Raw genomic sequence first — 14,073 nt, 5'->3', positions numbered from 1 at the left:
GGGGTGAATTTATGTTAGAAAGACAGATGAAATGGAACTTTACATATAAAGAAGCAGATCAAATGGAAAAAGCTTTAGATGATATGAACATTTCACCAACGGTAAAGCGTTTATTGCAAAAAAGAGGAATAATAGCTGAAGCAGAAATTAAACGGTTTCTAACACCGAGTCTAACAGATTTATATGATCCAAGTATGATTTCTGGAATGGAAAAATCAAAAGAGCGGATCATGCAGGCAATTGAAACTGGAGAAAGTATTTTGGTTTTTGGTGATTATGATGCAGATGGGGTAAGCGCAACTGCTCTATTAGTTGAAGCACTTCGTGAATTAGGAGCGATGTGTGATTATTATATACCGAACCGCTTTACAGAAGGTTATGGACCAAACGAAGAAGCCTTTAAAGAAGCTAAAAATCAGGGATTCAGCTTAATTATCACGGTAGATACTGGGATTGCAGCAATAGAACCAGCTCGAGTTGCAGGTGAACTAGGACTGGATTTAATAATTACGGATCACCACGAGGTACAAGAAGAGTTACCAGAAGCATATGCAATCATCCACCCAAAATGTTCTAAAGAGTATCCTTTTAAAGAACTAGCTGGAGTTGGGGTTGCTTTTAAATTGGCTCAGTATTTACTTGGGTACTTTCCTGAACAACTGCTTGATTTTGTTGTAATTGGTACCATTGCAGATTTGGTACCCTTAGTTGATGAGAATAGAATTCTTGCTTATTACGGATTGAAGGCAATTACTAATTCCAAACGCCCAGGTTTTCAAGCGTTGAAAGAAGTTTCGGGAATAAAAGAATCAGTAACCGAAGAAGACGTTGGCTTTTTGATTGGTCCACGAATTAATGCAGTAGGGCGTTTGCAAACGGCATATCCAGCAGTTGAGTTATTATTAACTGAAGATATCGAAGAGGCTCATGAAATTGCGAGCAATATTAATCAGATAAATCAAGAACGCAAGCAGATCGTTGAGGCTATTGTTCAGGAGGCAATTGCAATAGTAACCGAGAACGAAGAAGAAAACAAGCAGGTAATTGTTGTAGCAAAAGCAGGTTGGAACCAAGGCGTACTTGGGATTGTTGCTTCCAAGCTTGTTCGTACTTTTCAACGACCAGCTATTTGTTTAACTTTAGACCCTGAACAAAATCGAGCAAAAGGATCAGCAAGAAGTATTGATGCTTTTGACTTGTTTCAAAACGGAATGCAATGCAAAGAACTATTCCATCAATTTGGAGGACATGCTCAAGCAGCTGGCATGACTTTACCTATCGAAAATGTAGACAAGCTGAGAGCAAGATTAAACACATTGGCTAGTGAACAGTTGGAACAAGATGATTTTAAAGAACAACTGCATATTGATGGGGAGCTAAAACTTGATGAGATTGATTTATCTGTTATTCAAGAAATTAATCAACTTGCTCCTTTTGGCATGGCCAATCCAAAACCCTTATTTTACGTGAAAGCCAAAGTGAATGAACAGAGACAAATCGGCACGAAGAAAAATCATTTAAAAATAACTTTTACGGATGGTTTCCATCAACTACCTGCCGTTGGTTTTGGTATGGGAGAACACTTTCATGCAATTTCAAAAGAGGCGGAAGTGGAAATTGTTGGTACTTTGCAAGTGAATGAATGGAATGGTAAGAAGTCTCCCCAATTTATGTTACAAGATATTGGGGTGTCTGAATGGCAATTGTTTGATTATCGTGGTTCAAACTTATGGGAACGCCAAATTCAACACCTTACCGAGGCAGATACCATTTGTGTAAGCTTTCAATCAAATTCCAATACTAAATGTAATTTACCCGTCGTTTCTTATAAAGAATGGCAAGGAAATTTCGGGGAGATACAGACGCGAAATATGGCGAATTTAATTTTGCTTGATTTGCCAAGCGAGTTACAACACTTAACAGAAGTCCTTTCACAAGTAGAATGGAAAAACATTTTTACGTGTTATCGATTGGAACAGCAACATTACATGGAATCATTGCCAAGCCGAGAGGATTTTAAATGGTTTTATTCGATGTTAATCAAAAGAGGTACATTTAATCAGGATACAGAGCTACTATTATTAAGTAAGCACAAAGGTTGGAAAAAAAATAAAATAGATTTCATTATCCAAGTGTTTTCTGAGCTTGAATTTGTTAAAATAACGAATGGAGTAGTTGAGCCGAACGAACAAGTGAAAAAGCGGAATTTGACTGAATCGCTTCATTACCAAAACTCACTCAAACAAAGTAAAATCGAACAATTACTATACTATTCAAATTATCGAGAACTCAAACAATGGATAAGTAGTCAGATAGAGCAAACGAGCTCTATAGAGGAGGAAAAAGTTTATGGATTATAAACAATATATTACGGTGGTAGAGGACTGGCCAAAAGAAGGGATTCAGTTTAAAGATATTACTACATTAATGGATAATGGAACTGCATATAAATCAGCAGTAGATGAAATTGTTGCGTATGCAAAACAACAAAATGTTGATATTATTGTTGGACCAGAAGCGCGAGGCTTTATTGTTGGATGTCCTGTATCTTATGCATTGGAGATTGGTTTTGCTCCAGTAAGAAAAGAAGGGAAATTACCACGAGAAGTAATTAAAGTTGATTATGGTTTAGAATATGGTAAAGATGTACTAACTATCCACAAAGATGCGATCCAACCTGGACAACGTGTTTTGATTACGGATGATTTATTAGCTACGGGTGGTACAATTGAAGCAACCATCAAACTAGTAGAAGAATTAGGTGGCATTGTCGTTGGGTGTGCTTTCTTAATCGAGCTAACGTATTTAAATGGTCGTGAGAAATTAAAAGACTATGACGTACTAACATTAATGACATACTAATAATGTGTAGGGGGTATCTTTTCTAAAAGGTACTCCTTTATTTTAGTCCAGGAAATTTTAAAATTGCGTTGGCTGTTGAAAACTTTTCAGAACAGATATAGCCACGTCCAGCTCCAAGCACCAAAAACTAGGCAACTTCACGAAGCAATCTACGATAAGTAATCATCGGTTCGCAAGCAAAACGCGATTCCTTTATCCCGGAGCAACCGTCCGTAAGACTCCCACTTCAAAATAATGAGAAAAGCAAGTTGTTACAGTGGGAGTAACGGACGCTAGCACCCCGAATGGTTCAAGGGCCTTTAGGTCATCCTTTAGGACTAACAATCGGGGAAATACCTAAAAACCCCCACTGATTGAAGTTTCACTTTATCTCGATTGATTCGCTCCAGTTGCTACGTTTTTAACCGGCGCTCTGCACTTTTGTTTTTACTATTTGGCGGATATTGTTGAAAAATTGCTGATAAATGTTATAAAATTAAAAGAATACATGTTATTATAGAGAATACAGTAAGAAAAACATGAAAAATTCTAAATGAACAAAGGGCAAAAGGACAAGGGTGATCATATGTCGAAAGAAAACATTTTGACAGCACAAGATGTAATAGATCAAGCTGCACAGTATCTTTCTGAGGATGATACTGCTTTTATTCGTCGTGCTTTTGAATATGCCAAAAAAGCACACGAAAACCAATTCAGACGATCTGGTGAACCGTATATCATCCATCCAATTCAAGTGGCAGGGATATTAGTTCATTTAGGCTTAGATGCTGAAACAATTGCGAGCGGATTCTTACACGATGTTGTTGAGGATACAGAATTTACGATAGAAGATTTAACCGAAGAATTTAGTAGTGAGGTTGCTATGTTAGTTGATGGCGTAACGAAATTAGGTAAGATTCGCTATATGTCTAAAGAAGCACAACAGGCAGAGAATCACCGGAAAATGTTTATTGCGATGTCCAAAGACATAAGGGTCATCCTAATTAAGCTTGCCGATCGTATGCACAACATGCGAACATTGAAGCACATGCCTCCTGAAAAACAACGAAGAATCGCCAATGAAACATTAGAAATTTTTGCACCATTAGCACACCGACTTGGTATTTCGGCGATTAAATGGGAATTAGAAGATGCGTCTTTGCGTTATTTAAACCCACAACAATATTATCGAATTGTTAATTTAATGAAACAAAAACGTCAAGAACGAGAGTTTTATATTGAAGAAGTAATGAAAGAAGTTCAGAATCAATTAGAAGATGTTAATATTGAAGCGGAATTTTCTGGTCGCCCAAAGCACTTATACAGTATTTATCGAAAAATGGTTTTACAGAATAAGCAGTTTAATGAAATATACGATTTATTAGCGGTTCGAATAATTGTTAACAGTATTAAAGATTGTTACGCAGTTCTTGGAATTATTCATACGTGTTGGAAACCGATGCCTGGTAGATTTAAAGACTATATTGCCATGCCAAAACCAAACCTTTATCAATCCTTGCACACAACAGTTATCGGTCCAAAAGGTGCTCCATTAGAAGTGCAGATAAGAACGAAAGAAATGCATGAAATTGCTGAATATGGAATTGCTGCTCACTGGGCTTATAAAGAAGGAACGAAAATTGAGGGGAAAGATAGTTCCGAAAAGAAGCTCGCCTGGTTTCGTGAAATATTAGATTCACAGAGCGAAACACATGATGCAGAAGAATTTATGGAATCCCTTAAAGTAGAGCTGTTTGCAGATATGGTTTATGTATTTACTCCAAAAGGTGATGTGATAGAACTACCAAAAGGATCTGTTCCAATTGACTTTGCTTATAAAATTCATACAGAAGTTGGTAACCACACGATCGGTGCTCGAATTAACGGAAAGATGGAACCTTTAGACTATCCTCTGAAAAACGGAGATATTGTAGAAGTAATGACATCGAAACATTCCTATGGACCATCACGTGATTGGATGAAAATGGCCCAAACTTCTCAAGCGAAAAATAAGATAAAACAATTCTTTAAAAAGCAGCAACGCGATGAAAATGTTGTAAAAGGAAAAGAAATGGTGGATAAAGAGGTTCGATCATCGAATTTCGATCCGAAAGAAGTTTTTACCAACGAAAACTTGCAACGAGTTGCTGATCGTTTCAATTTTATTAGCATTGATGATATGTATGCAGCTGTTGGCTACCAGGGGATAACTGCATCACAAATCGCAACCAGACTTACGGATAAAATTCGTCGATCAGAACAAAAGAAAGAATTAGAAGAAACGATCGAACAAGTACAAAAACATACGTCAAAAGCAAAATCAACGGGTAAAAAGCATTCCGGAGTAAAAGTAGAAGGAGTAGATAATTTACTTGTACGACTTGCGAAATGTTGTAATCCTGTTCCAGGTGATGAAATTGTTGGCTTTATTACAAAAGGACGCGGCGTTTCCGTTCATCGTAAAGATTGCCCAAACATGGCAGACGGAGCAAAAGATCGGGAGTTGAAAGTTGAGTGGGAAGAAACAAGTTCCAAGCATTACAACGTTTATTTGGAAATTTCCGGTTACGATCGTCGTGGTTTATTGAACGATGTGCTTCAAACAGTAAATGAAATTGGGACGAACATTATTGCAGTAAGTGGAAAGTCTGATCGCAATAAGATTGTAGTCATTCATTTAACCCTATTAATTCAGAATGTTGACCATTTACGAAAAATTGTGGAACGCCTAAAACAAATCAAAGATGTATATACCGTTGAACGAGTCGTACAATAGTAATAGATAGTAAGGAGAACGAGTCGGTATGAAAGCGATAATACAGAGGGTCACAGAAGCTAGTGTAGCTGTTGAAGGTCAAATTGTCGGAAAAATAGATCAGGGCTTGGTTGTTTTGCTTGGTGTTACTCACGATGACGTAGAAGAAGATGTTACCTATATTCTTCAAAAGATTATCAACTTACGAATATTTGAGGATGATCAAGCAAAAATGAACGTATCTTTAAAGGATATTCAAGGTGATATATTATCCGTTTCTCAATTTACACTTTACGCAGACACACGCAAAGGAAGAAGGCCTAACTTTATCCAAGCTGCTAAACCAGACCATGCTGAAAAATTGTACCAACAGTTCAATCAATTGGCCATTGCAGAAGGAATGACAGTAGAGACAGGTGTTTTCGGAGCAATGATGGACGTTCAACTTGTCAATAACGGTCCTGTAACCATTATTTTAGATAGTCAAGATCGAAAAAAATAAAGCTAAAAAGATAATCTCTGTTTTCAGGGATTATCTTTTTTTACTTAAAAAATAAAATTTTAATCATTTTGTCGGGGAGGCTCTTTTCCTACTTAATCTAAGTTTAACCAGCCATACGGTTGACTCTGATTTTACACCAGCACAAAAAACAATTTCCTGGTAGTTTTGAAGTAATAGCTTTACGGATGATTATACCGGGAAAAATAGCGCTAGTACGTAATAATTTTATTAACGCTAGTCTACAACTAAATATTATCCATAAACTGTGTGCTAGCGAAAAATTTTCTTATCCGCTCCTCAAATGAAATTGAATCCCACGGAAAGGGAGCCCATTTTCTGACGTAGCGGGTAAGGACCATTCGTCTGTGTCAAATACGAATAATTAAGAATCATGTAAATCTTTTAAGCTAGTCATGTACTTTAAGAAATGTTCTAGTTGAAAATAAAGTTTACATTTTCTTTACGCTGGGTTAACGATCAGTTAAAACTAACAAGTTATGATGAATTTGTGGTTGAAGTAGTCAAGCCATAATAATTCATGAAATCTAGGGGGAAATACTTGATGAAAAAAATGAAACGTTTGGGGTTAGTTGCATTACTTATTTTATTTATTGGTTTTATTACTGCATGCGATGAGACTGATGATGCAAGTGCAAAAAAAAGTGATTCGAACAATCAAACATCAGGTGAATTAGAGGGTAGTGTAGTAATTGATGGTTCTGGAACAGTTTATCCATTAATGGCAAGAGTAGCAGAAGAGTATATGGTTGCCGAGCAAGAAAATGTATCTGTTGAAGTAGGACGTTCTGGAACAAGTGCTGGCTTTCAAAAGTTCTTAGTCGAGAATGGCACGGATTTTAATGATGCCTCCCGTGAAATTAAAGAGGAAGAATTAGCTACAGCAACAGATTTAGGAATTGAAGTACAAGAATTAAAAGTAGCATTAGATGGTTTAACGTTTGTTATTCACCCAGATAACAACTGGGCTTCTGAAATGACCGAAGAAGAATTAATTAGTATATTTCATGCGGAAGGCAATATAAGCAATTGGTCAGATATTAATCCAGATTGGCCTTCGGAGAAAATTAACACGTATGGTCCAAATGAAAATCATGGAACGTATGAATTCTTTTATGAAAATATTTTGGAAAAAGCAGATTTGGTTGATGATGTTGATTTACAACAAGAATATTCAACACTAGTGACATTAATATCTCAAGACAAAAATGCAATTGGGTTTTTCGGATTTGGATACTATGTGAATAATAAAGATAGTTTGCAAGCAGTACAAGTAGATTTTGGTGATGGTCCAGTAGAACCATCGTTAGATACGATTGCTGAAGATGGAGCATATGCAAACTTCACTAGACCAGTTTTCACGTACTTAAATATGAATGCTGCAAAAGAAAAACCACAAGTGTTGGATTACGCAATTTATCTCGTGGAAAATGTAAATGCTTTTGCAGGAGAGACAGGTTTTGCTCCATTACCAGATGAAGAAATTAATGAATATTTAGAAACATTAGAAAAATTAAAATAAATAGATTGCTAATATTTTGAAGCGAGTATCTTTTGCTCGCTTCATCTTATTCGTATTAAAGAGGTGGGTATCGGGTGTTAGTAGAAAGTAAGCGATCAAAACAGAAACCAGTTCAAGTAAGCAAATGGATTGCAGAAAATAAGTCTTCAAAAAAAAGCATCTTGTTGTTAGAAAAAAGCATTCCTTATTTCTTGTTCTTTATTGCCATGATTTCCATTCTGACAACCGTTGGTATCGTATTGGTGTTAGTTACAGAAACTTATGAATTTTTCACAAGAGTATCATTTCTGGAATTTTTTACAGGCAAGGTACTGAGACCATTAAGTCAAAATCCAGAGTTCGGAATTTTACCATTAATTAATGGTACGATCATTTCTTCCGTTATTGCATTACTTGTTGCCGGGCCAATTGGAATAATGACGGCAGTTTATTTAAGTGAATATGCATCAGATCGTGTTCGGCGAGTATTAAAGCCAATGTTAGAATTACTTGCAGGTATACCGACTATTGTGTATGGCTTCTTTGCATTCACCTTTGTAACGCCATTATTACGAGAATTCATTCCTGGTTTAGGGGCTACTAATATTCTTAGTCCAGGTATTGTGATGGGGATTATGATTATCCCAATGATTGCTTCATTGTCTGAAGATGCAATGAGTGCAGTTCCTAATGCAATGAGGGAAGGCGCATTAGCGTTAGGTGCTACAAAATTAGAAGTCACTTTTCGTGTTATTATTCCAGCTGCTTTGTCAGGTATCATTGCTTCTTTTGTGTTAGGAGCATCGAGGGCAATCGGAGAAACCATGATCGTAACCATTGCGAGTGGAAGTTCAAAAAACTTCACTTTTGACTTGACACAATCTATGCAGACAATGACTGCTTATATAGTAGAGGTATCTGGTGGGGATGCACCAACCGGATCAACCATCTATTACAGTCTTTATGCTGTTGCTATGACCCTCTTTTGTTTTACTTTACTAATGAATATTATCGCTAGGTATGTTTCTCGGCGCTTTAGGGAGGAATATTAAATGAAATATATGGAACCGGAAATGGTTCGGAATAAAATGCGGTTTCGTGTGCAGTTAAACAAAATTTTTCAAGTATGTTTTTTTCTAGCGACAATTTTTGGACTAATTGTATTGGCAGTATTAATTGTTCGGGTGTTAAATCAAGGCCTGTCCTATCTAAATATGAATTTCTTAACAGGGAAATTATCAACAAATCCAGATCAAGCAGGAATTATGGGGGCAATTTTAGGTACATTCTGGTTAATGGCTGTAGTAGTTCCAATCACAACAATTTTAGGGGTTGGAACAGCAATATACAATGAATTATATGCAAAAAAAGGAAGAATGCAATCTGTTATTCAGACGAATATTGCAAACTTAGCTGGTGTACCATCAATCGTTTATGGAATCCTTGGTATGACCATTTTTGCTCGTGCATTGAATTTTGGTAGTGTTGTATTAGCTGGGGGATTAACCATGTCATTATTGGTTCTTCCGATTGTAATTGTTGCCAGTCAAGAGGCTATCCGATCTGTGCCACAGCATCTTGCAGAAGCGTCTTATGGTATAGGGGCAACCAAATGGCAGACCGTAAAGAATATCATCTTGCCTGCTTCGTTACCGGGTATTTTAACAGGATCTATTTTGGCATTATCAAGAGCTATTGGGGAAACAGCTCCATTAGTGGTGTTAGGAATTCCTGCATTACTTATTCCGTTCCCAAGTGGAATTTTTGATCGATTTACCGTTTTACCAATGCAAATCTATTATTGGACAATTGATGCTTCACTTGTGGAGGAATACGCATATTTAGCTTCAGCAACCATTATTGTGTTACTTGTATTATTGTTTATGCTTAATTCGACTGCAATCATTATAAGAAATAAATTTCAGCAAAGATATTAATAGGGTGGGTGAGGAATATGCATTCTGTAATAAGTGTAAAAGCGTTAAATAAAAAAATAGTTACTTCAAGTGAGAAGAGTCAACAAGAATCACTGATAGAGAATCCAATTGTATTTGAAACAGACGATCTAAATCTATGGTATAGCGATACACAGGCTTTAAAAAATATTCAATTACCAATCTATGAAAAAAATGTTACAGCGATTATTGGACCATCTGGATGTGGGAAATCAACCTACTTAAAAACATTAAATCGAATGGTTGAGTTAGTGCCTGGTGTTCAAACATCTGGAACGATCAAATATCGTGGTAAAAACATTCTAGATAAATCTTTTAAAGTTGAAGAGTTGCGAACGCAGGTAGGAATGGTTTTTCAAAAACCTAATCCCTTCCCAAAATCCATTTATGATAATATAGCTTATGGTCCTAAAATTCATGGGATTCGTAATAAAAAGATTTTGGATGAAATTGTTGAACAAAGTTTGCGTGGTGCGTATATCTGGGATGAGGTAAAGGATCGACTAAAACAAAATGCTTATGGTCTATCAGGCGGTCAGCAGCAACGATTATGTATTGCTCGCTGTTTAGCCATCGAGCCAGATGTTATTTTGATGGATGAACCTACTTCAGCACTTGATCCAAAGTCAACACTTAAAGTGGAAGAGTTAATTCAAGAATTGAAGAAAGAGTATTCCATTGTAATTGTCACCCATAATATGCAGCAAGCTGCCCGTATTTCTGATTACACAGCCTTTATGTTAAATGGAGAATTAGTAGAGTTTACAGATACTAATACTTTATTCTCTATGCCAAAAGATAAGCGAACAGAAGATTATATTACAGGAAGATTCGGTTAACGATAGATATATCGATCTGAGATAGGAGGCAGTAATGTGGTAGTAAGAGGTCAGTTTGAATTAGAATTAAATGGAGTAAAGAAGCAGGTGGTTGAATTAGCAGGCAGAGCAAAACAACAACTAGTAGATTCTGTTCAATCACTTTATGATGCAGATGTAGAGATGGCAGCTCGTGTAATCGAAACAGACAAAAAATTAGATGAAATGGATTTATCCATTAATGAATCTGCTATATTGTTGATTGCAAGACAACAACCTGTAGCTTCTGATTTAAGAAAATTAATTGTAGCTATTCGTATCTCTACAGACTTAGAACGAATGGCGGATAATGCAAAAAATATCGCTCGCTCTGCTATTCATATCGGTGGAAAACAGTTTGGTATTGATCAATCATTGGCAGATATGTGCGATGTTGCATTGAGAATGATTGACTTGGCTATTGAGGCCTACGAAAAAGAAGATATAAAATCAGCTAAAAAATTAGCGGAGTTAGATGATATTATTGATGGCATGTATGCTAACGTATTACAAGGATTGTTAGAAGAGACAGCAACAAATGCAGAATCTATTCAGTTAATTATGCAAATTGCCTTTAGCGCTAGATACATTGAACGTTTCGGAGATCACTTAACGAACATTGCTGAAAATGTAATGTATCTTGTTAAGGGCGAAACATTTGATTTAAACGGATAGGTAAAAAACAAGACAATCGCTTATTAAAAATAAGTAATTGTCTTGTTTTCATTATCTTTATAAAGCTTATCTTTGACTGAAATAACGTCGTAAACCATGAATAATTCCTTCTGTCATTTTCCTTTGATACTGATGGGACTGAATGTTCTCTTCTTCTTCTACGTTTGAAATAAAACCAAGCTCTAATAAAAGGCCTGGACGTGATCCTGTTCGAAGCACACTGTAATCACCGCTATCGTATCCTCGATCATTCGCCTCTGTTGTTTCAATGAGTGAGTTATGAACATATCCTGCCAAAGCACGGTCATTGCTTTCTCGATAAAAAGTATTCATCCCGTTTGCACTGGGATACTGAGGTGTGCTGTTATAGTGAATACTCAAAAAAACATCAGCAAGATGTAAATTAGCTAAACTCGCTCGGGGTGACAAGGAATAATAATAATCATCTTCACGAGTCATATAGACAGTTGCTCCTAGCTTTTCCAGCGTATCTCGTAAAACTTCAGAGGTCATCATTGCATAGTCACTTTCGTAATATCCCGCAGCACTAATTGCCCCAACATCGATGCCTCCATGTCCTGGATCAATTACAATAACTTTTCCTTGAAAAATGGAATCTTGTACCTCTGTAAACTGCATTTCATCTCCGATTATCCAAGACGGCATATAACCTGTATAATCTCCCCATGTTACATGAATCCAGTCAGAATCGTTCATTACTGAAAATGAAATCATTTCCCCAATTGGAATCTCTGTAACAATATCTCCATTGGTAGAAGGCTCACTTCGAAGGTTCACAACATCAACAGGGATGATTGTTGTAAAGACAGTTCCCTCATTACCATCAGTTTGTGCATCCTCATCATTTGAAGGTTTTTCTTCCCAATTTTCCTGTTCAGTAGTTATGCTTGCAAACTGAGCTGATATCCATCCTGTTTCTGAATGATAATCGATAGAAATCCATTCGCCTTCCTGGTCAAGATAGGTGAAAACTTGCCCAGAGCTTACATGACCGATAGGTTCGTAACTAGTGCCAGGACCGCTTCGCACAAGTAAATCATCTGTTTCAATTTCTACTTGTCGTGCATAAATCGTTGGAATATTTGTTAGACTAATAAGTAGAATGCCGAAAATAATCCATATACTAAGATATCGTTTCATATCGTAATCCTCCATAAATCGTTCATAATATCATCATAATTTATCATACAGCGATAAGTAAAGTTTTCACAACAAAAAGTTTAAAAAAATTGATGGACGTTCAGACAAAAAGCCGACCAAGTGCTTGATTTGAAAAAAAAGTTCAAACAAGCTTGACATTAAGAGAGTCAAACAGTAATATTATAAACAATTCAAACAATTTAACGACAAAATAAAACTAATGAGGGAAAAAGTAGTTGAAAAATGCGAACAGAAGAGAGGAGATCTTCTAGGCTGAAAGGATCTCTGTTAAGCAATTCAACGAAAGACATTCCGTAAGTGTTGTATTGAAAATAGAGTAAATACAAACGTTCACAGGCGTTAACTGTTTAAGTGGAAGTAGAGTGTAAATTCTATCTCAACTAGGGTGGCAACACGGGTGTAATCTCGTCCCTTTTTAGGGATGGGGTTTTTTTATGTTTAAATGAAGTGCCAAAATGTAATCTCAAACTTTGTTTACGTTATACATAATAGGGGGTATTAACAATGATTCATTTACCAAGAGGAACACAAGATTTGTTGCCAGGTACAACAGAGAAATGGCAACATGTTGAAGCGAAATTTATTGAACTGTGTCGAAATTTCAATTACCAGGAGATTCGAACACCGATTTTTGAACATACGGAACTATTTCAGCGTGGAGTAGGAGATACAACTGATATTGTTCAAAAAGAGATGTATACGTTTCAAGATCGGGGAGATAGAACGCTAACGCTAAGACCTGAGGGTACGGCATCTGTCGTTCGCTCTTTTGTTCAAAATAAGTTATTCGGTCAGGCAAATCAGCCGCAGAAGCTTTTTTATATCGGACCGATGTTTCGGTATGAACGTCCACAACAGGGAAGATGGAGACAATTCGTTCAATTTGGTATTGAGGCTCTAGGTAGTGCTGATCCAGCTATTGATGCAGAAGTTATTTCTTTGGCAATGGAAATATACAAACAATTAGGCTTACGCTCGTTGAAATTAGTCATCAACACATTGGGCGATCAAACAAGTCGTGAGAATCACAGAAATGCTTTAGTGGAACATTTTGAGCCACATAAAGAGGAACTTTGTTCGGATTGCCAGGTAAGGTTAGCTCAAAATCCACTACGTGTACTTGACTGTAAGAAAGACAGGGAACACCCTGCGATGAAAACAGCACCTTCGATCTTGTCCTATTTAACAGAAGAAGCTGATGCTTATTTTACAAAAGTAAAAGCATTTCTTGACATAATGGATATTTCTTATCATGTGGATCCTAATTTGGTTCGTGGTCTTGATTATTATAACCACACAGCTTTTGAAATTATGAGTGATGCGGAAGGCTTTGGGGCAATCACCACGTTGGCAGGAGGAGGCCGTTACAATGGACTAGTGGAAGAATTAGGTGGACCCGAAACACCTGGGATCGGCTTTGCACTTAGTGTTGAGCGATTGTTAATGGCTCTAGAAGCAGAAAATATTGAATTACCAATTGATGATGCCCTAGACAGTTACGTCATTGCAATGGGGGAAAAGGCAGAGCTTAAAACAGCTGAACTTGTAAATCAACTCCGTCAAGCTGGTATTCAAGTGGATAAGGATTATCAAGGGAAAAAGTTCAAAGCTCAATTTAAAGCAGCTGATCGTTTAAAGGCAAAGTTTGTCCTGATTTTAGGTGAGAACGAATTAGCAGAAAACAAGATAGAAATAAAAAACATGCAAACAGGAGAACAAGTTAGTATCTCCTTACCAGATATTGTTTCCTATCTTACCGAGCAGATAAAAAAAGGAGGGCAATAATC

General features: G+C 36.7%; 11 protein-coding genes and 1 other annotated feature. Of the genes, 10 read left to right on the top strand and 1 reads right to left on the bottom strand.

Going from position 1 to position 14,073, the window contains the following annotated elements:
* Window positions 1–11: 11 nt before the first annotated feature.
* The 9 genes from recJ (at window position 12) to phoU (ending at window position 11,104) form a co-directional block, all read left to right on the top strand.
* Window positions 12–2,360, top strand: a complete 2,349-nt coding sequence (gene recJ / locus OWO01_RS03925) for a single-stranded-DNA-specific exonuclease RecJ (protein ID WP_268779129.1) — start codon at window positions 12–14, stop codon at window positions 2,358–2,360.
* Window positions 2,350–2,862 carry an adenine phosphoribosyltransferase gene (locus OWO01_RS03920; RefSeq protein WP_268779128.1) on the top strand — a complete coding sequence of 171 codons (513 nt, stop codon included), beginning with the start codon at window positions 2,350–2,352 and terminating at the stop codon, window positions 2,860–2,862. The genes recJ and OWO01_RS03920 overlap by 11 nt, the downstream gene beginning before the upstream one ends.
* Before the next feature lie 565 nt (window positions 2,863–3,427).
* Window positions 3,428–5,617: a RelA/SpoT family protein gene (locus tag OWO01_RS03915; protein WP_268779127.1), complete on the top strand. Its 2,190-nt coding sequence runs from the start codon at window positions 3,428–3,430 to the stop codon at window positions 5,615–5,617.
* Window positions 5,618–5,645: 28 nt separating this feature from the next.
* Window positions 5,646–6,098, top strand: coding sequence for a D-aminoacyl-tRNA deacylase (dtd, locus tag OWO01_RS03910; RefSeq protein ID WP_268779126.1), 453 nt, complete (start codon window positions 5,646–5,648; stop codon window positions 6,096–6,098).
* A gap of 562 nt (window positions 6,099–6,660) precedes the next feature.
* Complete coding sequence (locus tag OWO01_RS03905; RefSeq protein WP_268779125.1) at window positions 6,661–7,638, top strand: PstS family phosphate ABC transporter substrate-binding protein; 978 nt, start codon at window positions 6,661–6,663, stop codon at window positions 7,636–7,638.
* 128 nt (window positions 7,639–7,766) lie between these two features.
* A complete protein-coding gene (gene pstC / locus OWO01_RS03900; protein WP_418936197.1) occupies window positions 7,767–8,669 on the top strand; it encodes a phosphate ABC transporter permease subunit PstC in 903 nt (300 codons plus the stop codon).
* Window positions 8,670–9,554: a phosphate ABC transporter permease PstA gene (gene pstA / locus OWO01_RS03895; protein WP_268779123.1), complete on the top strand. Its 885-nt coding sequence runs from the start codon at window positions 8,670–8,672 to the stop codon at window positions 9,552–9,554. It abuts the gene before it with no gap.
* A gap of 17 nt (window positions 9,555–9,571) precedes the next feature.
* The gene (pstB, locus tag OWO01_RS03890; protein WP_268779122.1) at window positions 9,572–10,411 is read left to right on the top strand and encodes a phosphate ABC transporter ATP-binding protein PstB; all 840 of its coding nucleotides are present in this window, start codon (window positions 9,572–9,574) and stop codon (window positions 10,409–10,411) included.
* A 36-nt stretch (window positions 10,412–10,447) separates the two neighbouring features.
* Window positions 10,448–11,104 carry a phosphate signaling complex protein PhoU gene (gene phoU, locus OWO01_RS03885; protein ID WP_268779121.1) on the top strand — a complete coding sequence of 219 codons (657 nt, stop codon included), beginning with the start codon at window positions 10,448–10,450 and terminating at the stop codon, window positions 11,102–11,104.
* Window positions 11,105–11,170: 66 nt separating this feature from the next.
* Here the strand turns inward: phoU and OWO01_RS03880 are convergent, their stop codons facing one another.
* Window positions 11,171–12,265: an N-acetylmuramoyl-L-alanine amidase family protein gene (locus tag OWO01_RS03880; protein ID WP_268779120.1), complete on the bottom strand. Its 1,095-nt coding sequence runs from the start codon at window positions 12,263–12,265 to the stop codon at window positions 11,171–11,173.
* 211 nt (window positions 12,266–12,476) lie between these two features.
* Window positions 12,477–12,702, top strand: a binding site (T-box leader).
* A gap of 88 nt (window positions 12,703–12,790) precedes the next feature.
* Here OWO01_RS03880 and hisS point away from each other — a divergent pair.
* Window positions 12,791–14,071 carry a histidine--tRNA ligase gene (gene hisS / locus OWO01_RS03875; protein ID WP_268779119.1) on the top strand — a complete coding sequence of 427 codons (1,281 nt, stop codon included), beginning with the start codon at window positions 12,791–12,793 and terminating at the stop codon, window positions 14,069–14,071.
* The last annotated feature ends 2 nt before the right edge of the window (window positions 14,072–14,073 follow it).

This window comes from Natronobacillus azotifigens, assembly GCF_026805325.1.
Taxonomy (GTDB): Bacteria; Bacillota; Bacilli; order Bacillales; family Amphibacillaceae; genus Natronobacillus; species Natronobacillus azotifigens.
This window is presented reverse-complemented; position numbering and strand designations above follow the sequence as displayed.